At 69.1% G+C, this 20537-nt stretch carries 17 protein-coding genes; 9 read left to right on the forward strand and 8 right to left on the reverse strand.

Annotation, left to right across the window (positions count from 1 at the left end):
• Window positions 1–87 precede the first annotated feature (87 nt).
• The 7 genes from Q0Q47_RS05160 to Q0Q47_RS05190 form a co-directional block, all read right to left on the reverse strand.
• Window positions 88–1290 carry a mandelate racemase/muconate lactonizing enzyme family protein gene (locus Q0Q47_RS05160; RefSeq protein ID WP_293855404.1) on the reverse strand — a complete coding sequence of 401 codons (1203 nt, stop codon included), beginning with the start codon at window positions 1288–1290 and terminating at the stop codon, window positions 88–90.
• 204 nt (window positions 1291–1494) lie between these two features.
• Window positions 1495–2718 carry a mandelate racemase/muconate lactonizing enzyme family protein gene (locus tag Q0Q47_RS05165; protein WP_293855407.1) on the reverse strand — a complete coding sequence of 408 codons (1224 nt, stop codon included), beginning with the start codon at window positions 2716–2718 and terminating at the stop codon, window positions 1495–1497.
• A gap of 180 nt (window positions 2719–2898) precedes the next feature.
• Window positions 2899–4629 (reverse strand): ABC transporter ATP-binding protein, encoded by a 1731-nt coding sequence (locus tag Q0Q47_RS05170; RefSeq protein WP_293855409.1) that lies wholly within the window; start codon window positions 4627–4629, stop codon window positions 2899–2901.
• Complete coding sequence (locus Q0Q47_RS05175; protein ID WP_293855412.1) at window positions 4626–5753, reverse strand: ABC transporter permease; 1128 nt, start codon at window positions 5751–5753, stop codon at window positions 4626–4628. The genes Q0Q47_RS05170 and Q0Q47_RS05175 overlap by 4 nt, the downstream gene beginning before the upstream one ends.
• Window positions 5754–5775: 22 nt before the next feature.
• Window positions 5776–6762 carry an ABC transporter permease gene (locus Q0Q47_RS05180; protein ID WP_293855415.1) on the reverse strand — a complete coding sequence of 329 codons (987 nt, stop codon included), beginning with the start codon at window positions 6760–6762 and terminating at the stop codon, window positions 5776–5778.
• Between the two features lie 119 nt (window positions 6763–6881).
• Window positions 6882–8810 carry an ABC transporter substrate-binding protein gene (locus tag Q0Q47_RS05185; RefSeq protein WP_293855418.1) on the reverse strand — a complete coding sequence of 643 codons (1929 nt, stop codon included), beginning with the start codon at window positions 8808–8810 and terminating at the stop codon, window positions 6882–6884.
• 74 nt (window positions 8811–8884) lie between these two features.
• On the reverse strand, window positions 8885–9799 hold the full coding sequence (locus Q0Q47_RS05190) for an aldose 1-epimerase (RefSeq protein ID WP_293855421.1): 915 nt from the start codon (window positions 9797–9799) through the stop codon (window positions 8885–8887).
• 224 nt (window positions 9800–10023) lie between these two features.
• On the opposite strand from Q0Q47_RS05190, the gene Q0Q47_RS05195 reads away from it, so the two are divergent.
• The 4 genes from Q0Q47_RS05195 (at window position 10024) to Q0Q47_RS05210 (ending at window position 15193) form a co-directional block, all read left to right on the forward strand.
• Window positions 10024–11694 (forward strand): SMP-30/gluconolactonase/LRE family protein, encoded by a 1671-nt coding sequence (locus Q0Q47_RS05195; RefSeq protein WP_293855424.1) that lies wholly within the window; start codon window positions 10024–10026, stop codon window positions 11692–11694.
• A gap of 28 nt (window positions 11695–11722) precedes the next feature.
• Entirely contained in the window at window positions 11723–12529 is an 807-nt protein-coding gene (locus Q0Q47_RS05200) for an NAD(P)-dependent oxidoreductase (protein WP_293855427.1), read from the forward strand.
• A 180-nt stretch (window positions 12530–12709) separates the two neighbouring features.
• A complete protein-coding gene (locus Q0Q47_RS05205; protein WP_293855430.1) occupies window positions 12710–13972 on the forward strand; it encodes a glucarate dehydratase family protein in 1263 nt (420 codons plus the stop codon).
• Between the two features lie 276 nt (window positions 13973–14248).
• The gene (locus Q0Q47_RS05210) at window positions 14249–15193 is read left to right on the forward strand and encodes an alpha/beta hydrolase (RefSeq protein ID WP_293855433.1); all 945 of its coding nucleotides are present in this window, start codon (window positions 14249–14251) and stop codon (window positions 15191–15193) included.
• Between the two features lie 24 nt (window positions 15194–15217).
• Here Q0Q47_RS05210 and Q0Q47_RS05215 read toward each other — a convergent pair whose 3' ends face one another.
• Window positions 15218–15505, reverse strand: coding sequence for a hypothetical protein (locus Q0Q47_RS05215; RefSeq protein WP_293855436.1), 288 nt, complete (start codon window positions 15503–15505; stop codon window positions 15218–15220).
• 166 nt (window positions 15506–15671) lie between these two features.
• Between Q0Q47_RS05215 and lptB the strand changes: the two genes are divergently transcribed.
• The 5 genes from lptB to Q0Q47_RS05240 all read left to right on the forward strand — a co-directional run bounded on the left by lptB (window position 15672) and on the right by Q0Q47_RS05240 (window position 20380).
• Entirely contained in the window at window positions 15672–16475 is an 804-nt protein-coding gene (gene lptB, locus Q0Q47_RS05220) for an LPS export ABC transporter ATP-binding protein (protein ID WP_293855439.1), read from the forward strand.
• 131 nt (window positions 16476–16606) lie between these two features.
• Window positions 16607–18178, forward strand: a complete 1572-nt coding sequence (gene rpoN, locus Q0Q47_RS05225; protein ID WP_293855442.1) for an RNA polymerase factor sigma-54 — start codon at window positions 16607–16609, stop codon at window positions 18176–18178.
• 302 nt (window positions 18179–18480) lie between these two features.
• On the forward strand, window positions 18481–19068 hold the full coding sequence (raiA, locus tag Q0Q47_RS05230) for a ribosome-associated translation inhibitor RaiA (protein ID WP_293855445.1): 588 nt from the start codon (window positions 18481–18483) through the stop codon (window positions 19066–19068).
• Between the two features lie 95 nt (window positions 19069–19163).
• Window positions 19164–19628 (forward strand): PTS IIA-like nitrogen regulatory protein PtsN, encoded by a 465-nt coding sequence (ptsN, locus tag Q0Q47_RS05235; RefSeq protein ID WP_293855964.1) that lies wholly within the window; start codon window positions 19164–19166, stop codon window positions 19626–19628.
• Window positions 19629–19837: 209 nt separating this feature from the next.
• Window positions 19838–20380 (forward strand): DUF2087 domain-containing protein, encoded by a 543-nt coding sequence (locus tag Q0Q47_RS05240; RefSeq protein ID WP_293855448.1) that lies wholly within the window; start codon window positions 19838–19840, stop codon window positions 20378–20380.
• Window positions 20381–20537: the final 157 nt, after the last annotated feature.

Raw genomic sequence — 20537 nt, forward strand, 5'->3', positions numbered from 1 at the left:
ATGTCCCCGAACAGGTGTCCACCATCTCCCCGGTCTAAACACCTGGACCGGCCATGACGCGGAGAGAGGGAAGCAGCCCGCCGTTCCTCAAACGTACCCGGTCGAGCCGTCGGGCTTCACCGGCACCTTGCGCTGCCAATGCACGTAGTCCTCAGTGCCGAGCAGCTTCTCGTCCATCTCGACGCCCCAGCCCGGACGATCGGGCCGCAGCTCGAGGTAGCCGTCCTTGGGCAGGTACGGGTCCTTGACGTACCAGGCGCCCTGCAGGCGCTGGTCGGCCGTCGGCGCCTCCTGCGACCCCGTGCCGAACACGTAGCCGGGGCCGTGCGGCAGGCGGTACTCGAGGAAGCGGAAATTGCTGGCGGACGCGCAGAAATGCAGGTTCACCGCGGTCGCCAGCGGCCCCATGGGGTTGTGCGGGGCGATCGAGACGAAGTGCGCCTCGGCGAGCGCGTTGATCTTCATCATCTCGAGCACGCCCCCCACCACGCAGATGTCGGGCTGGATGATGTCGGCGCCGCGCACCTGCAGGAGGCGCAGGAACTCGAAGCGGCTGTAGAGCGACTCGCCCGTCGCCAGCGTGCACTGGAGCCCGCGCTTGAGCTCGCCCCAGGCCTCGAAGTTCTCGGGGCGGATCGGCTCCTCGAAGAACAGCGGGTCGTAGGGCGCCAGCGCGTTGCCGAGCTGCATGGCCTGAGCCGGCTCGAAGATCTTGGCATGGGCGTCGAAGGCGATGTCGTAGTCGCCGCGGATCGTCTCGCGCAGCTGGCGGAAATACTCCGCCGAGGTGCGCACCACCTCGCCCCAGCGGTGGCGGTGCATGTCGATGCGGTAGGGCGAGAGCTTGAAGGCGGTGAGGCCCCACTGCTCGTTGAGCTTGTCGAGCTCGTCCTTGGCGGCCTGCGGGTCGGGCGCGGTGTAGACGCCGGCATAGACCTTCACCCGGTCGCGCACGTTGCCGCCCAGCAGCTTGTAGACCGGCACGCCCAGCGCCTTGGCCGAGATGTCCCACAGGCAGTGGTCGATGGCCGAGATCGCGGCCAGCCCCAGCGCGCCCGGCGGGAAGCGCGTCTGCTGCATGAGGTAGTGGATGATGTACTCGATGCGCGTCGGATCCTGGCCCCTGATGAAGGTCATCAGGTAGTCGAGCAGCGGAAACAGCGCCTGGTCCGGCCCGTGGTTGTAGCACTCGCCCCAGCCGGTGATGCCGTCGTCCGTGTCCATCGCGATGACGACGCGGGGCCGGTCCTTGTCGCGCGACATGAAGGCGCGCAGCCGTTCGATCTTCATGGGTCTTTTCTTTCGCTGGTGGTCGGCGCTGCTTGATGGCCCTCACCAAGGGCCCTCACCCCGCTCCGCGTCCTGCCCGGGCTTGGCCCGGGCATCCACGACTTTGCCAGGGGCAGGCTTCAGTCGTGGGTGGCCGGGCCAAGCCCGGCCATGACGGCGGAAAGAGGGGCGCCTCGATGGAAGACACCCGTCGCAGGGTCAGCCCTACGACTTCGGAAAATACACACCCCGCCGCAGCCGCGTCTGGACGTAGACGTGCTCGTTGAAGGTGCCGGGCTGGTAGCTGCCGGAGGCCTCGGTCACGGGCACGGACACGTTGGCCTCGCTCGGGAACTGCGCGACGAACTCCTCGTCGATGTCGCAGCCGAGGCCGGGCGCGTCCGGGACCGGGATGAAGCCGTCCGTCTGCTTGGGGTGGGGCACGATGGTCTTCTCGCGGCCCTCCCAGTCGTCCTCGATGCGCTCGAGGATGAGACCGTTCGGGATGGCGGCGAGGATGTGCAGCGCGGCGTATTCGGCCACCGGGCCGAGCGAGCCCGAGTGCGGTGCCATCATGATGTGATGGGCCTCGGCCATGGCCGCGATCTTCTTCATCTGCGTGATGCCGCCGGCCCGGCCCGTGTCCGGCTGGATGACGTCGACGAGCTCGTCCTCGATGAGCTCGCGCTCGCCGAAGATCATCGCCTGGCGCTCGCCCGCGGCCAGCGGCACGCTCGAGTGCTGGCGGATGCGGCGGAAGCCCTCGAGGTTGTCCGGCGAGACGGGATCCTCCACCCACATCGGGCGGAACTGCTCCAGCTCGCGGCACACCTGCACCGCGTCGGCCGGCGTCAGCCACGGTGGGCCGTGCAGGTCGATGGCGATGTCCATTTCGTCGCCCACCGCCTCGCGCAGCTGGCCGAACTTGCGGACGGGGTTGGATACGCCGCCCATCTTGAACGCGGTGATGCCGCGCTCCTTCAGGCTCAGCGCCACCTCCGGCGTGTTGGCGTGGGCGTAGATGCGGATGCGGTCGCGGACCTTGCCGCCGAGCAGGTTCCACACGGGCACGCCGAGCGCCTTGCCCTTGATGTCCCACAGCGCCATGTCGATGCCGTTGATGGCGCCGGCCCCCACCGTGCCGGTGAGGCCGTGGCCCATCATGCCGATGTGCATCTTCTGCCAGAGCCGCTCGATGTGCGTCGGGTCCTCGCCCACGAGCAGGCGGGAGAGGTCCTTCACCGCCGTCTCGATGACGCGCGGCCAGCCCGAGCACTCGCCGATGCCGGTGATGCCTTCGTCCGTGAAGATCTTCACGAACAGCCAGTTGCGCGTGCCGGTCAGGTTCTTCGAGAAGCTCTGCGTGCCGAAGGACCCGTCCGCCGCCCACTTGCGCAGGTTCGGTGCGCCGGCATGCATCAGGTAGGTGCGGATTTCGGTGATCTTCATCGGTCCTCCCGGATCGGTCTTCTTTTGGAGGCAGTAGGCACTAGGCAGGATCGTCGAAGCGGGCAGCCGGCACGAGGCCCAGGCCGACATGTCGGGCATGCAGCAGAGGCAGTCGGCGCGAAACCCTGCTGCCTGCTGCCTACTGCCTACTGCCTACTGCCTAACTGCCTCCTGCCGATATCACCCCGTATACCGGTGCCGCTTGTGCATCGACCGCATGCGCGGATCCGGCCGCGGAATGGCCGACAGCAGGGCCTGCGTGTAGGGGTGCGTGGGCGCGTCGCAGACCTGCTCGGTGAAGCCGGTCTCGACCACCTTGCCGCGGTACATCACCGCGATGCGGTCGCACATGTAGCGGATGACGCCGATGTCGTGGCTGATGAAGACGTAGCTGAGGCCCAGCTTGTCCTGCAGGTTCATCATCAGGTCGAGCATCTGCGAGCGCAGCGACACGTCGAGCGCCGAGGTCGCCTCGTCGGCGACGATCACCCGCGGGTTCAGCGCGATGGCCCGCGCGATGCCGATGCGCTGGCGCTGGCCGCCGGAGAAGGCATGCGGATAGCGCTCTCGCCACTCGGGATTGAGCCCCACCTGCTGCATCAGGTCGGCGACGCGGTCGTCGAGCTCGCGGCCCTTGGCGATGCCGTTGACGAGCAGCGGCTCGCCGATGACCTGCGCCACCGTCATGCGCGGGTTCAGCGAGCCGACGGGATCCTGGAAGATCATGCGGATCTCGCGCCGGCAGATCTTCAGGGTCTCCTTGTCGGCGGCGACGATGTCGACCTTGGAGCCGTCGGCGCGCTTGTAGGAGATCTGCCCGCCGGTGGGGTCATAGATGCGCAGCAGGCAGCGGCCCATCGTCGTCTTGCCGGAGCCCGACTCGCCGACGATGCCGAGCGTCTCGCCGGGCAGCACCTTCAGGGTCACGTCGTCGACGGCCTTGATGGGGGCCTTCGGCGAGCCGAAATGCATCTGCAGGTTCTTCACCTCGATGACCGGCTCGGCCGTGGTGTCGATCGGCGGGCGCTTGAGACGGATCTCGGCCTTCTGCTCGAGCCGCAGCACCGAGCCGATCAGCATCTTGGTGTACTCGTCCTTGGGCGCGTGGAAGATGGTGTCGACGTCGCCCGCCTCCATCACCTTGCCGTGGTACATCACCAGCACCTCGTCGGCGATTTCCGCGACGACGCCCATGTCGTGGGTGATGAACATCACGGCCATGCCGTGCTGCTGCTGGAGCTTCTTGATGAGGTCGAGGATCTCGGCCTGGGTCGTGACGTCGAGCGCGGTCGTGGGCTCGTCGGCGATCAGGATCTGCGGGTTGCAGGCCAGCGCCATGGCGATCATCACGCGCTGGCGCATGCCGCCGGAGAACTCGAAGGTGTAGCGGTCGACGGCGCGGTCGGGATGCGGGATCTCGACCTGGCGCAGCAGCTCGACGCAGCGCGCGCGGGCCTCCGCCTTGCTCATCTTCAGGTGCAGGCGCAGCACCTCCATGATCTGGTCGCCGACGGTGTGCACCGGCGACAGCGACGACATCGGCTCCTGGAAGATCATCGCGATCTCGGCGCCGCGCACGGCGCGGATTTCGCGGCTGCGGTTGCCGAGCTTGGCGAGGTCGACCGAGCTGCCGTCCGGGCGGTGCAGGATCATCTCGCCGGCGACGATGCGCCCGGGCGCGTCGACGATCTGCAGGATCGAACGGGCCGTGACGCTCTTGCCCGATCCGGACTCGCCGACCACGCACAGGGTCTTCCCGCGCTCCAGGTTGAACGAGACGCCGTCGACCGCCTTCACCACGCCCGTGCGGACGGGAAAGTGCGTGGTGAGGTTGCGGACCTCGAGCACGGTGCGACCGGGCGCGGAGGCGGCGCCGGGGGCACCGCGGGGGGAGAGCTCGGTGACGGTCATTTGTTGTACGGATCCGCGGCGTCGCGCAGTCCGTCTCCCAGGAAGTTGAGGGCGATCACGGCGATCACGACGAAGGCGCCGGGGGCGAAGAGCCACGGCGCCGTGGCGATCGAGCGGATGTTCTGGGCCTCGCGCAGCAGCACGCCCCAGGAGATGGTCGGGGGCTGCAGGCCGAGGCCCAGGAACGACAGCGAGGTCTCGGCCAGGATCATGGCGGGGATCGCGAGCGTGATCGACGCGATGATGTGGCTGAGGAAGCTCGGCAGCATGTGCCGGAAGATCACGCGGCCCTCGCTGGCGCCGTCGAGGCGCGCGGCGGTGACGAACTCCTCCGTGCGCAGGCTGAGGAAGCGGCCGCGCACCACGCGGGCGAGCTGGGCCCAGCCGGTGAGCGACAGGATCAGCGTGATCATGAAGTAGTTGAGCGTCGCCGGCCAATCCTGCGGCAGCGCCGCGGCGAGCGCCAGCCAGATCGGAATGGTGGGGAGCGCCAGCACGAACTCGATGGCGCGCTGGATCACGAAGTCGGCGCGCCCTCCGTAGTAGCCGGAGATGCCGCCGAGCAGCACGCCCAGCGTCAGCGACAGGAACACGCCGACGAGGCCGACCGACAGCGAGATCTGGGCGCCCTGCATGATGCGGCTGTAGACGCAGCGGCCGAGGCGGTCGGCGCCGAACATGAACAGCGGCTGGTTCGGGTTGTCGGTGCCGATGAGGTGCGTCGTCGAGGGGAACAGGCCGAGCAGGTTGTACTCGTAGCCCTTCGCGAAGAACTGCAGGTAGACCTTGCGCGCCGGATCCTCGGTGTAGATGGCGGCGAGCGTCTGCGGATCGCGCTTCAGCACGTAGGGCCGGATGTAGGGCCGGAAGGACCAGCTCCCGTCCTGCGCCGTGTCGATGAAGTGGATCGCCTGCGGCGGGTGATAGGCCGCGCGCGCGTTCTGCTTGTTCGGGTCGTTGACGGCGAAGAAGCCGGGGATCAACGCGATCAGGTAGAAGAAGGCGGTGATCGCGAGGCCGATCATGGCGAGGTGGTGGCGCTTGAACGCCCACCACATCAGCTGCCACTGGGAGGCGACGGCCAGTCGCTTCTGGTCGACGGCGGCGAGGGCTGCGTCGGTCATGGGAAAGCTCCAGGTCCGCGGATTATTCGAGCCGGATCCGCGGATCGGCGAAGGCGAGAAGGATGTCGCTGACCAGCGACCCGATGAGGGTCAGGGTGCAGATCAGCAGCACGAAGGCGCCGGCGAGATACATGTCCTGGCTCATCAGCGACTGCAGCAGCAGCGGGCCGGCCGTGGGCAGGCTGAGCACGATGGCCACGATGATCGAGCCGGAGACGAGGTTGGGCAGCAGCCAGGCGATGGTCGAGATGAACGGGTTCAGCGCGATGCGCACCGGGTACTTCACCAGGAGGTGGAACTCCGACAGGCCCTTGGCGCGCGCGGTCGTGACGTAGGGCTTGCCCAGTTCGTCGAGCATGTTGGCGCGCATGACGCGGATCAGGCTCGCCGTTCCCGACACCGCCAGGATGATCACCGGGATCCACAGGTGGTGGATGAGGTCGAAGACCTTGCCCATGCTCCAGGGCGCGTTGACGTACTGCTCGGAGAACAGGCCGCCGACCTCCTGACCGAACTGGACGGCGGCGATGTACATGAGCACCAGCGCCAGCAGGAAGCTCGGCACGGCCAGGCCCAGGAACGAGAAGAACGTCACGATGTAGTCGCCGATCGAGTACTTCTTCACGGCGGAGAAGACGCCGATCGGCAGGGCGATGCCCCAGGTGGCGAGAAGGGTCGAGAAGGTGAGGATCAGGGTCAGCGCCATGCGCTCCCAGATCAGGTCGCTGACCGGCTGCTGCCACTCGAAGCTCAGGCCGAAGTCGCCGCGCGTCAGGATGCCCGTGATCCATTTCACGTACTGGACGATCAGCGGCTGGTCGAGGCCGAAGCGCTGGCGCAGGTCGGCGGCGGTGTTCTGGTCCACGACCTCGTTGGAGGCCGCGAGGGTCGCGATGTAGGTGGTGACGTAGTCGCCCGGCGGCAGCTGGATGAGCACGAAGGCCAGGAAGCTGACCACGAACAGCGACGGGATCATCCAGAGGGTGCGGGAAATGATGAAGCGCAGCATGGCGGCGTCCCTTCGGAGGGTCCCGGATCAGTCCGCCATCGCGAGGACGGCGGTCGTCGAGGGTCGTCCCCCGCGCCCGGTGGGACCGGGCGCGGGGGCGAGGATCGGAGGCGGAGGCCTCAGCTGAAGAAGAACTGCTGCGGCAGGGCCGGGCCGGGGTTCGGCCAGGACCAGGCGTTCGGGTACTTCTGCGGCACGTTCTGCAGGTTGTTGCGGACGATGCCGAAGGCGTTGACCGCGAGGCAGACGCCGATCGTCTCGAAGGCGTCGGCGGTGAGGTCCATGAGCTGCTTCATGATCTCGCCGCGCTTCTTCAGGTCGGCCGTGGCCAGCGCGTCGTTGAACAGCTTCATGCGCTGCTTCTGGCTCTCCGGCGGCTCCTGCCCGTCCTTGCCGTTGGACACGTACCAGAGGGTCCACGGAATGGCGTAGCGCGAGCCCTGCGGATGCTGGGCGAAGAAGTCGCGCGGGTCGAGCATCGGGTCGAGGCCGCCCGGGCCCGGCCACACGGCCGCGTCGTGGTCGTTGCTGTCGCCGCGGGTGTAGTAGAGGGCGCGCTCGATGGTGTTGACCTTCATGTCGACACCGATCTCGGCCCAGTGCCGCTTCACCAGCTCGAGGGTGTCCACGGCGTCCGGATAGAGCGTCGGGATCACGTCGATGGCGAAGAACACCTTCTGGCCGTCGGGACGCAGGCGGAAGCCCTGCGCGTCCTTCTTGCTGTAGCCGAGCTTGTCGAGGATCTCGGCCGCCTTCTTCGGATCATGGTCCGTGAACTGCGTGGAGAGCTGCTTGTGCTCCCAGGGGTGACCCGGGCGCGGGCCCGTCTGCCAGGGCTGCGACTGCCCGAGGTAGACGATCTCGACGATCTCCTTGCGGTTGATGCCCAACGAGAGCGCCTGGCGGAACTCCTTGTTGGCGAACATCTCCCGCATCTTCGGGTCCTTGTGCGTGATGTTCAGGTAGATCTGAACCTGCTGCGACCCGGACGCGATGAGCTCGACGAGGCGGTAGCCGCCCTTCTGCATGTTCTGCGAGAGGGTCGGCTTGTTCTGCAGGGTGTCGATGTGGCGCTCCTGGATGTCCAGGCGGCCCGAGATCGCGTCGAGCATGAGCGACTCGACGTCCTGCGAGATGTTGAAGGTGAGCCGGTCGATGTAGGGCAGCTGGTTGCCGTTCTGATCGACCTGCCAGAAGTAGGGGTTGCGCTCCATCACGACGCGCGTGGCGCCGCCGACGTAGGGCTCCTTGATGACCCAGGGATCGAGCGTCGGCTTCTCGGGGTTCGACCAGCGCGACGGGATCTCGATGTCGCCGTTCTTGGCGCGGAACAGGTCCGGCCAGCTCGACAGGTTCGCGGCCTTGGCGAGGTCGGCGACGTTCGGGTTGTACTTGGGATGGAACTGGCTGGCGTAGTGCTTGCAGAACAGCGTCGGGTGCTGGCCGAGCGGCGTTGCCATGATCTCGAGGAACAGGGCGTAGGGCGAGGCGAAGGTGAACTTCACCGTGTTGTCGTCGACCTTCGTCGCCGTGCCCGGCTTGCCGCCGATGACGAGCGTGGAGGGGACCGACTTGTAGAGTTCGCTGTTCTTGGCGCAGTCCTCGACGGAGAAGATCACGTCGTCGGCGGTGAACGGCTTGCCGTCCGACCACTTCATGCCCTTGCGCAGGGTGAAGACGAATTCGGTGGAGTCGGCGTTGACCGTCCACTTCTCGGCGACGTTGGGCAGAACCTCGGTGAACTCGAGGTTCCAGCGCACGAGGCCTTGGTTGCCGACGAGACGCAGGATGCCGTTGTGGTCGGCCGAGCCGCGCAGGCCGCGACGCAGCGAGCCGCCATACTTGCCGACCTTGTCGGCCTTGATGACCAGCGGGTTGGAGGGCAGGCGGTCGGCGAGCTTCGGCAGCTTGCCGTCGGCGGCGGCCTTGGCGAAGTCGGGCGCCTCGCCCGCGGCCTGGGCCAGGGCCGGGCCGGCCATCGTGGCCAGCGCGGCAGCGCCGGCGAGACCCTTGAGGACGTCGCGGCGGTCGATACGGTCTTTGCTCATTGCATCTCCTCCCAGAGAAGTCTGTGAACGCGGCTCTTGCGGCCCGCAGGGGCGACCCGCTGAGGCCGTCCTGGCTATGCTAGTCCAAGTCTCACCAATCCCGCGAGGGTCTGCCCCGGCGCGAGCGTCCGCATGCCGCTGCCCTCCACCCCGCGCGCGGCGAGGTTGAAGGCGTCGGCGACGTGGGTCACGGGCTCGATGCAGGCATAGGCGCCGCCCGCCGGCACGTGGAACACCACGTGGTCGAAGGGAGCGCCGGTCTGCAGCACGATGCGCGATCCGTCGGCACGGGCGATCGAGGCCATGCCGCCGAAGCCCGCCCGGTAGTCGGTCACGGCCGTCGCGTCGAGCGCGGCATCGTGACGGCTCGCGGCCGGCGACAGCGCGCGGGCGGCGGTGCCGCAGCCGGCGGAGTCCTGGTCCCAGGCGAGGTCCGCCGTGAAGCGGACGCGGTCTCCGGGGCCGGCCTTGAAGAAGGGGTGCACGCCCAGCCCGCAGGGCATCGGCTCCGACGCGCGGTTGGTGACGGCGATCGCGATCGTCAGCCCGGCGGCGTCGAGCGAGAGCTTCTGCACCGCGGCGAAGGCCCAGGGCCAGGCGTCCGGCTCGTGGTCGTAGCGCATCTCGAGGGTGGACTCGCCCGCCGCCGTCACCTGCCAGGGGCGCGTCTGGGCGAAGCCGTGCACGGCGTGGGGCGCCGAGGCGGGATGCGGAGGCAGGGCGATGGTGCGGCCGCCGAAGGGGAAGCGGGCGTCGCGGATCCGGTTGGACCACGGCACGAGCGGGTAGCATCCCGCCTTCGGCCAGATCTGCGGGTCGTAGGCACCGGGCGCCATGGGCACGAGCACGTCGACGCGCCGCCCTTTCGGATCGTCCCGCCACAACGAGGCAACGCGGCCGCCGTCTGCCGCGCGCACCGTCGCCCGCATGGCTCCGAAGGCGAGGGCGTGGACGTCCTTGTCCGCAACCAGGGCAGGGGCAGCGCTCACGCGGGACGTCCTCCAAGGCCGGTCACGCCGGCGATTGGGACGGCACGCTATGAGTCGTCCGACGACCTGTCAACCGTGGTTCCCAAAGAATGCGACAAGTTGCGTCATTTCGCACCTGCAGCATAAGTTCTTCTCATATTTTGGGACGCACATGTTGAAACCCATTTTCGATCCGCCTAGGGTCTGCCTGTGAGCCGCCCAGCGGAACGGGAAAGTGCGCGCCCATGCGCAAGCCAGCAGCCGAGATCGTGAGCATCGAGGACAGTCCGGCCCAGGCCGGAACCGGTCTCGTGCTCAAGGCGCTGAACCTGATCGACCTGATCGCCGCGGCGCCCGGCCAGCACCGGGCGCAGACGCTCGCCGACGAACTCGGGCTGACCCGCAGCACCGCCTACCGCATCCTCAACACCCTGCAGCAGCGCGGCATGGTGCGGCTCGACACCAACAGCCAGGGCTACTTCCCGGGGTTCAAGTTCCTCGACTATGCGCACGCGGTGTGGCCGTTGCCCGATCTGCCGCTGCTCGCCATGTCGGCGGTGCGCGCCCTGCGCGACGTCACGGGCGAGACGGTCTACTTCGCGGTCCCGGGCGGCACCGACATGGTCATCATCCAGAAGGCCGACCCGGCGTTCACGCCCCGGCCGGGAGCCGCCGTGGGCAGCCGCCGTCCGCTCCATGCGACAGGCATGGGCAAGGCCTGGCTGTCCGCCCTGCCCCAGGCCGAGCGCGAGGGCCTGATCGGGCGGCTGTCGCTCGACCGGCACACGGAACGCACCGTCGTCGATGCCGCGCAGCTGCGCTCCCAGCTCGACGTCTTCCGCCTGCGCGGCTACGCCATCGAGGATGAGGAGTTCGCCGAAGGGCGGCGCTGCGTCGCCGCCGCCGTGGTGATCGACGGCGTGGGCCCCGTGGGCGCGCTCGCCATCGCCGGCCCCGGCTTCCGCCTCACCCAGGACCGCGCGCACCTGCTCGGTCCGGAAGTGGCGGGCGCGGCGCGCCGGCTCGGCGAGGCGCTGCGGCAGCGCCGGGACGTGCCGCACCGCGGCACGGGCGCCAGCGTTCCCGAGTTCACGGAAGGCACCTGCTTTCTCGGCCGCTCGCCGCTGTGGGACGCCGCCAGCCACCGCCTGATGTGGCTCGACGCGCTGGGACCGGCCCTGATGGCCGCCAATGCCGCCGCCCCCGCCGCGGTCGTCTCGTGGTTCGACCTGCCGGCCTGCGCCATGGCGCGCGATCCCGACGGGCGCCTCGTCGTCGTGACGCAGGCGGGCGCCTATGCCGTGTCGCCGGACGGGACGCTCGAGGCCATCTGGCGCGACGGCGATCCCGGTCTTCTCGCCCGCACCGCCGGCATGGCCACCGCCGACGGCGCCGTCTGGCTCGCGGCGGCCGGCGTTCCCGGCGGGGCCGGGGCCGGGCTGCACCGCATCGAGGATGGCGCCGTCGTCGCGGCCGTGCCGTTCGAGGGAACGCCCTCGGGCGTGGTGGCGCTGCCGGGCTCGCGACAACTCCTCGTCGCCGTATCGGACACCGGCGAGATCCTGCGGGTGACCCTGCCGACCGGGCGCCAGGCCGCGGCGGTGAGCCCTGCCTTTCGCATCGACCCGATCCACGGCCGGCCGCATGCCATCGCGGTCGACCCGGAGGGCTTCATCTGGGTTGCCCTGTGGGACGGCTGGAGCGTGGCCCGCTTCCGCCCCGACGGCAGCGAGATGCGCCTCCTGCCGCTGCCCGTGCCGCGCCCCTCCGGACTGGCCTTCGGCGGCCCGTCCGGGGACGTCCTCTACGTCACCACCTGCCGCATGGGGCTTTCGCCCCACCAGCTCACCGAAGCTCCGGCCTCCGGACGGGTCTTCGCCGTCGACCGCGCCCTGCGCGCCCAACTGCTGCGCTGAACGCATCCACAATCAGGAGAAAACGCTCATGAAGATCCTCATCACCGGCGGCTGCGGCGGCGTGGGACTGAAGCTCCGCAAGGAGCTGGGGTCCCGCTTCGAGCGCGTGCGCATCTTCGACCGGGTGGCCGACACGCTCGCCCCCAACGAGGAGAGCATCGTCGGCGACGTCGCCGACTTCGACGCGGTGCTGAAGGCCACGCAGGGCATGGACGCGGTGATCCACCTGGCCGCGATGCCCGTCGAGGGCTCGTTCCAGGAGATCCTGCAGTCGAACATCGTGGGCACCTACAACGTCTACGAGGCGGCCTTCCGGCAGGGCGCCAAGCGCGTGATCTTCGGCTCGTCCAACCACGCGGTCGGCTTCTACCCGCGCTCCCAGAAGATTGACACCACCGTCGCCGGCCGTCCCGACAGCCGCTACGGGCTGAGCAAGTGCTGGGGCGAGGACGTGGGCGCGCTCTATGCCGACAAGTACGGCGTCAAGAGCATGCACATCCGCATCGGCAACGCCTTCGACTATCCGGGCAGCGTCCGCGCGCTGGCCATCTGGATCAGCGCGCGCGACCTCGCGCAGCTGGTGATGATCGGCCTGGAGCACCCGGAGATCCACAACACGATCGTCTACGGCGTCTCCGACAACAAGGCGTGCTGGTACGACAACGCGGCCGCCTACGCGCTCGGCTACAAGCCGCAGGACCACGCCGAGGACCAGACGGACAAGGCGCTCGAAGGCGAGAAGTCGGTGAAGCAGGACGCGGTGGCCGAGTACTACCAGGGCGGCCCCTTCTGCTCGATCGAGTACGCCGGCGCGCCGGTGCCCGCGAAGGGTTGAGGGACGTCGCCGCAGTCTCTCCGCTCGTCCTGCCCGGGCTCGGCCCGGGTATCCGCGGCTTTGCCGGGGCCCCCCGCAAGTCGTGGGTGGCCGGGCCAGGCCCGGCCATGACGGGCGGAAGGTTGGGCGCCTCGTGACACCAACACGACAGCCGACAAGAAACACCAGGGACGAAACGCCATGCGCATCGCCGATGTCCGCGTCACCCCGATCGCCTTCCGCGATCCCCCGCTGCTCAACGTCGTGGGCGTGCACGAGCCCTGGGCGCTGCGCTCCATCATCGAGGTCGAGCTCGAGGACGGGCGCGTCGGTCTGGGTGAGAGCTACGGCGACCAGGACATCCTGGCCCATCTCGACCAGGTGAAGGGCACGCTGGTGGGCCTGAGCCCGTTCGACCTGAACGGCCTCACGCGCGCCGTCTACGCCAGGGTCGGCACCGAGCCAGACCTCGCGGCCTCGTTCAAGCCCGCCGGCGACAAGACCCGCGCCTCCGTGCTCGCCGCCTTCGAGGTGGCCTTCCTCGACCTGCAGGGCCAGGTGCTCGGCCTGCCGCTGTACGAGCTCCTCGGCGGCCGCGTCCGCGAGCGGGTGCCCTACTCCGCCTACCTCTTCTACAAGTTCAAGCAGCACAAGGACGATCCCGGCTATCCGGCCGACGACTGGGGCGAGGTGCTGACCCACGACCAGCTCGTCGACGAGGCCAGGCGCATGGTCGACGCGTACGGCTTCGGCTCGATCAAGCTGAAGGCCGGCGTGTTCGAGCCCGACTTCGAGATCGAGAGCATCCGCGCGCTGCGCCGCGCCTTCCCCAAGGCGCCGCTGCGCATCGACCCGAACGGCGGCTGGAGCGTCGAGACGACGCGGCGCCTGATGCCGCAGCTCTCCGAGCCGGGCCTGCTCGAGTATCTCGAGGACCCGGTCGAGACCATCCCCGGCATGGGCGAGGTGGCCAAGTTCTCGCCGCTCCCGCTCGCCACCAACATGTGCACCGTCGCCTTCGGGCACATCCCGGAGAGCATCCGGCTCAACGCCGTGCAGGTGATCCTGTCCGACCACCACTACTGGGGCGGCCTGCGCGCCACGCAGCAGCTCGCGATGATCGGCCGCACCTTCGGCATCGGCATCTCGATGCATTCGAACTCCCACATGGGCATCAGCCTGGCGGCCATGACGCATGTGGGCGCGACCATTCCCAACCTGACCTATGCCAGCGACACCCACTACCCCTGGCAGGAGGACGAGGTGATCGAGGGCGGCAAGCTGGCGATCGAGGGCGGCTGCGTCGAGCCGCCGAAGGGTCCCGGCCTCGGTGTGACGCTCGACCGCAAGGCTCTGGCACGCCTGCACCAGAACTTCCTGGACTGCGGCATCCGCAAGCGCGACGACGCGGCCGAGATGCGCAAGTACGACCCGACCTGGAGCAGCGCCCGGCCGCGGTTCTGAACCCCGCGAGGACACGCGAACCGGGCGGGCCGGAGAGCCGCCGACTTGTTCTCCCACCCGCTCTCAAGTCCCTCATCCTGAGCCACGGCCCGCAGGGCCGTGAGTCGAAGGACGCAGAACGGGCCAGCCGCACCGCTTTGCGTTCTTCGACTTGGCCGCTTTGCGGCCGGCTCAGGATGAGGAAGATTGGGCTTGGGCCCGGGTGATGGTCTTCGACGAGGACCGTGGATCCCCCGGACCGATCGAGTCCCGACCACGCGAACACCGAGGCCTTCCATGGCGATCCATCCCGAAGCCCAGAGCATTCTCGACCTCATGGGGCGCTGGCAGCGCGAGAACGGCGTGCCGCCGCGGTCGCAGCAGACCGTGGTGGAGCAGCGCCAGTGGGGCCGGCGCACCGCGGAGCTGCGGCTCGCCGGCGAGATGCCGCCGATGGCCTCGGTCGAGGACGTGACGCTGGCCACGCGCGCCGGCCCGCGGCCCGCCCGCGTGCTGCGGCCGAAGGCCGGAGCCGCCGGACCGACATTCGTGTACGTGCATGGCGGCGGCTATGTCGTGGGCAGCGTCGACGAGACCGAGCTCGAAGCCCGCCGCTTCGCGATGGCGACCGGGGCCACGGTCGTCTCCCTCAGCTACAGGCTCGCCCCGGAGCATCCCTGGCCTGCGGGCGTGGACGACATCGAGGACGGGCTGCTGGCGCTGGCCGGCGGCGCCGTGCCCGGCCTCGACACGACCGGGCTGGCGCTCGCCGGCGTCAGTGCCGGGGCCGGTCTCGTGGCCGCGGCAACGCGGCGCCTGGTGCTCGCCGGCCGTCCGCTGGTCGGAACGCTGGTGCTGCTGAGCCCCTGGCTCGACATGACCCTCACGAGCCCGTCGACCGAGATCTTCGCCACCGGGCACCAGCTGGAGCGCTCGTCGCTCGTCAGCTTCTGCCGCGACACCATTCCGGCCGGAATGGACCCGGGCCATCCCGAGCTGTCGCCCGCCCGCCACCCGGTTCCCGCCGGATGGCCGCGGACGCTCGTCCTCGCGGCGGGCTGCGACCCGCTGGTGGACGACGCGGCCTTGTTCGTGCGCCGGCTCGACGAGGTGGGCGTGCCGCACGCGCTGCGCGTCGTGCCGGGCATGCTCCATGGCTTCCATGGGTGGTGGCAGCGCCTGCCCGCGATCGCGCCGGACCTCGCCTGGCTCGACACGGCCGTGCGCGACGGCTGGCGCTGACGCGCCGCTGCCGCCCGCTCCGGCTCAGGCGTCGGCGTCGACGGGCTCCGGAGGGTCGGCCTGCTTGGGACGGCGGCGCACCTTCAGCGCGGGCGCCGGCGCGTCCTCCTCCCCGTGGGTCCGGGCCGGGCTCGCGCGGCGCGCGCCCGTGTACCACAGCATGGCGAGGTGCCTGAGCTCGGACGCGATCCGCACCTTGCCCTCGGCCTCGATCTGCGTCACCCCGAGCAGGAGGCATCCGAGCACATGGTCGCGCGTCCAGCCCGGCTGGGAGCGCGGTGCGTGCGGCAGGGGCATCGGACTGTCGTTCATGAAGGGGCTCCCGCGATGGTGATCTTGGTGGCCACCCGATTCAATCGCTCAGGCAAAGCTTGAACAGCGGTCGGACGGACCGGGCGTTTCCGCCGGAGGAGAGCGCCGAAGTTGCAGCGGACCGCGCAGTCCGGTAAACGGGCGGCGTCTCCAGATCGGGCCGCCCGTGCGTCTTTTCCGCTCCGCTGCCACCAACGAGGCCCAGCACCTCGTCCAGGACGATGCCTCCGCCCTCGCCGCCGAAGGCGTCGGGACCCTGTATGTCGAGGGCCTCGCCAAGAGCTATCGCGGCCGTGCCGTCGTCCAGGATGCCGGCCTGTCCGTGCGCAACGGCGAGGCCGTGGGCCTGCTCGGCCCCAACGGCGCGGGCAAGACCACGATCTTCTACATGATCACCGGGCTGGTGGCGGCCGACCGCGGGCGCATCAATCTCGACGGGCACGACATCACGCACCTGCCGATGTACCGCCGCGCCCGCCTCGGCATCGGCTACCTGCCGCAGGAAGCCTCGATCTTTCGCGGCCTCAACGTCGAGGACAACATCCGCGCGGTGCTCGAGGTGGTGGAGCCCGACAAGGGCAAGCGCGAGGAACAGCTCGACTCGCTGCTCGAGGAATTCGACATCAAGCGGCTGCGCAAGTCGCCCTCGATCGCCCTGTCGGGCGGCGAGCGGCGGCGCTGCGAGATCGCGCGGGCGCTGGCCGGCCGGCCGTCGTTCATGCTGCTGGACGAGCCCTTCGCCGGCATCGACCCCATCGCGGTGGGCGACATCCAGGCCCTCGTGCGACATCTCACCGGCCGCGGCATCGGCGTGCTGATCACCGACCACAATGTGCGCGAGACGCTGGGCCTCATCGACCGCGCCTACATCATCCACTCCGGACGCGTGCTGATGGAAGGAACGCCGGACGAGATCATCGCCAGTCCGGACGTGCGCCGGTTGTATCTGGGCGAGGATTTCCGCCTCTAGCTCCGGCGCCTCCCCGGGCGGTTTACCGGAACGGTGGTCAGGCTTTGACCACCAGCCCGATTTAGGGCTATGTCTTAGGCATAAGGCAATTTTCGTGCCGACTCTCGACGAGAGTGGCGGGGGCGTCGCGTATGAGGTTTTCGCAAAGGCTGGAGCTGCGCCAGGGTCAATCCCTGGTCATGACGCCGCAGCTTCTGCAGGCGATCAAGCTCCTGCAGTTCTCGAGCCTCGAGCTGGCCAACTACATCGAGGCGGAGCTGGAGCGAAACCCGCTCTTGGAGCGGGCGGAAGAGCCCGCCGGCCCCGAGCCGACCGAGGGCTTCGGCGAGGATCGCTTTCCCGAGGCGCCGGCCCCGTCCACCGCGGACGCGGGCCCGGTGGCCTCCGACTGGCTCTCCGACGACATGGGCAGCGATCGCGGCGCGATCGAGGGCCGCATGGACACCGACCTCGGCAACGTCTTCCCCGACGATCGGCCCGTCACGCCGGCGGAATCGCGACCGGAGGGCGAGGGCCTGGGCCTCTCCGCCACCAGCTGGTCGGGCGTGGGCGGCACCCAGCGCGACGGTGACGATGACGTCAGCCTGGAGGCCTATGTCGCGGCCGAGCTGTCGCTGCAGGACAGCCTGTCCGAACAGCTGGCGGTGGCGACCACCGATCCCGTCGATCGCCTGGTGGGCAGCATGCTCATCGACCTCATCGACGAGGCCGGCTACATCACCGAGCCGCTGGAGCCGGTGGCCGAGCAGCTGGGCGTGCCGCTGCAGCGCGTCGAGGCGGTGCTGGGCCTGATCCATCGCTGCGAGCCGAACGGCATCGGCGCCCGCAATCTCGCCGAGTGCCTGCGCATCCAGCTGATGGAAGCCGACCGCTTCGACCCGGCCATGGCCGCGCTGGTCGATCACCTGGACCTCCTCGCCAAGCGCGACTTCTCGACCCTGCGCAAGCTGTGCGGGGTGGACGAGGAAGACCTGGCGGACATGGTGGCCGAGTTGCGGCGGCTCGACCCGAAGCCTGGCCTGCGCTTCGCGGGCGGGCCCATCCAGCCGGTGGTGCCGGACGTCTACATCCGCCAGGCGACCGACGGCGGCTGGATCGTCGAGCTCAACAGCGACGTCCTGCCCCGGGTGCTCGTGAACCAGACCTACCTGGCCCGGGTGTCGAAGTCGGCGCGCAGCGAGCCCGAGAAGAGCTACCTGACCGACTGCCTGCAGACGGCCAACTGGCTGACCCGCAGCCTGGAGCAGCGCGCCAAGACGATCCTCAAGGTGGCGACCGAGATCGTGCGCCAGCAGGACGCCTTCCTGACGCTCGGCGTGGAGCACCTGCGTCCGCTGAACCTGCGCACCGTCGCCGACGCCATCGGCATGCACGAATCGACGGTGTCCCGCGTCACCTCGAACAAATACGTCGCCACGCCGCGCGGCGTGTTCGAGATGAAGTACTTCTTCACCGCCGCCATCGCCGGCACCCGTGGCGGCGACGCCCACTCGGCCGAGGCGGTGCGCCACCGCATCAAGCAGATGATCGACGCCGAGACGCCCGAGGACGTGTTGTCCGACGACGCGATCGTCCAGAAGCTGCGCGATTCGGGCATCGACATCGCGCGGCGCACGGTCGCCAAGTACCGCGAGGGCATGCGCATCCCCTCCTCTGTCGAGCGCCGCCGCGAAAAGACCGCCATGGCCTCCGCCAGGGCGTGAGGCGCTGGATCGCTTCTCCCACCAATGCCCCTCATCCTGAGCCACGGCCCCTAGGGCCGTGAGTCGAAGGTCGCGCCACGGAGCAGCCAGGCATTGTGCGTCCTTCGACTCGGCCGCTACGCGGCCGGCTCAGGATGAGCGAGCTTGTTGCGGGACAAAAAGGGGGCGCGATGCGCCACCGCTCCGGGATGGCCCTCGATTGACTTCCCGGGGGGGCCTGCTTACGTCTTTCGGAGGGTGGCCGCTCACGGTCAAGGCCAGGCCCAGCGACCGGACCCTTTGAGAAGCCGGAGTTAGACATCATGCCGCTGCGCGTTTCGGGAAAGAACCTGGACATCGGCGAGGCGCTGCGCGCCCAGGTCGTGGACCGGGTGTCCCAGACGATCTCCAAATATTTCGACGGCAGTTTTTCCGGTCACGTGACCGTGGAGCGGGAGGGAACCGGTTTTCGAACCGACTGCGCGCTGCACCTGGCCTCCGGCATGACGCTGCAGGTCGAGGGCATGGCGCACGATGCCTACCAGAGCGCCGAGCGCGCCGCCGACAAGCTCGAGAAGCGCATGCGCCGCTACAAGCGCAAGCTGAAGGACCACGCGCCCGGTCCCGGCCCGGCGGGGCCGGAAATCCCGTCCTACGTCATCCAGGCTCCCGACCACGACGACGAGGAGGCGATGGACGGCGAGTTTCATCCCATCGTCATCGCTGAAACGAAGAAGAGCATGAAGACGTTGTCGGTGAGCGAGGCGGTGACGGATCTGGACTTGACGGGCGCCCCCGTCGTGATGTTCCGTCACGCCGGCTCGGGACGGGTCAATCTCGTCTACCGCCGGAGCGACGGCAATATCGGCTGGATCGATCCGCCCGCTTTGGCGGCCGGCGATACGGCCTAGGAAGTTCGGACAGGACCAAGGTGCTCGCAACCCGGGTGGCCCGCTTCGTGCAAGGCCATCCGGCAAGAAACGCCCTGCAAGCGAAAAACGCCCTCATGCCCCTTACCGATTTTTTGACGCCGGACGCGGTCGTTCCCAGCCTTCGGGTGGCCTCCAAGAAGCAGGCGCTTCAGGACGTGGCCGCCAAGGCGGCCGAACTGTCCGGCCTCTCCGAGCGCGAGATCTTCGACACGCTGCTGCAGCGTGAGCGTCTCGGCTCCACCGGCATCGGGCAGGGCATCGCCATTCCCCACGGCAAGCTGCCGAAGGTGGAAAAGCTGTTCGGCGTGTTCGCGCGGCTGGAGCGCCCGATCGACTTCGAATCCCTCGACGGCGAGCCCGTCGACCTGATGTTCGTGCTGATCGCGCCCGAATCGGCGGGCGCCGACCACCTGAAGGCCCTGGCCCGGGTCGCCCGCGTGCTGCGGGAGCCGACCACCACGGCGAAGCTGCGCGCCGCGCGCGACCGCGATGCGCTTTACGCCGTGCTCACCCAGACGCCGACCTCCCACGCCGCCTGACGTTCCTCACCGGGTCCGGGCTGGCCACGGCCGGGGCGACCCGCTATAAGCGGCGCCGGTCGGCAGTTCACCCAGGCGTCGCCGCCCCGCGAGGGGAGCTAAACCTGCCGCAGTCCTTTCCCTTCGACACGTCACCTCCGCGTGCCCTGTCGGAAGCCGGCGACCACCGACGATCCACAAGGATCTCCCGGCACGCCCGAGGATTGGCGATGTCTCGCACCACGCACCCCTTTCATGCCGAGGACATCTCGGCGCTCGCCCGCGCGCTGCGCGGCGAACTGTCCCGTCTCGACCGCCAGCCCGGCCATGTCGAGCTCCTGAACATGCTGGCCCGCAGCATCGGCTGGCGGAACTTCCAGCATTTCCGCGCCCAGGCGGGCGCGCAGGCCGCGCTGGCACGGCCCGCCGATCCGCCCCCGCCACCCGTCGACTTCGTCAAGGTGCGCCGCACGGCCCGCCACTTCGACGGCGAGGGCCGGCTCGTGCGCTGGCCCGGCAAGCACACCGAGCGGCAGCTCTGCCTGTGGGCGATGTGGTCACATCTGCCCTCGCGCGAGACCGTGACGGAAAAGCAGGTCAACGCGGCGCTGACCGCCGCCCACACCTTCGGCGACTACGCCCTGCTGCGCCGCGAGCTGGTCGACGGCGGGTGGCTCTGGCGCACCAGCGACTGCCGCCAGTACCGCCGCATCGAAAAACGCCCCCCGGGCGAAGCGACGGCGCTGCTCCGGCACGTGGCGGGGGCGGCATAGGCGGGGGGCGCGGTTTCTCCCGGTCATTCCAACGATGTCCTCATCCTGGAGACCTTTGCACGGGTCATCGTGGTGCCGGAAACCTCAATCCCCTCATCCTGAGCAGCCCGCGGAGCGGGCGTGTCGAAGGACGCACAATGGGAGGTCAAGGCACTGA

Origin of the sequence: uncultured Alsobacter sp., assembly GCF_945952055.1 — a bacterium.
GTDB lineage: Bacteria > Pseudomonadota > Alphaproteobacteria > Rhizobiales > Beijerinckiaceae > Alsobacter.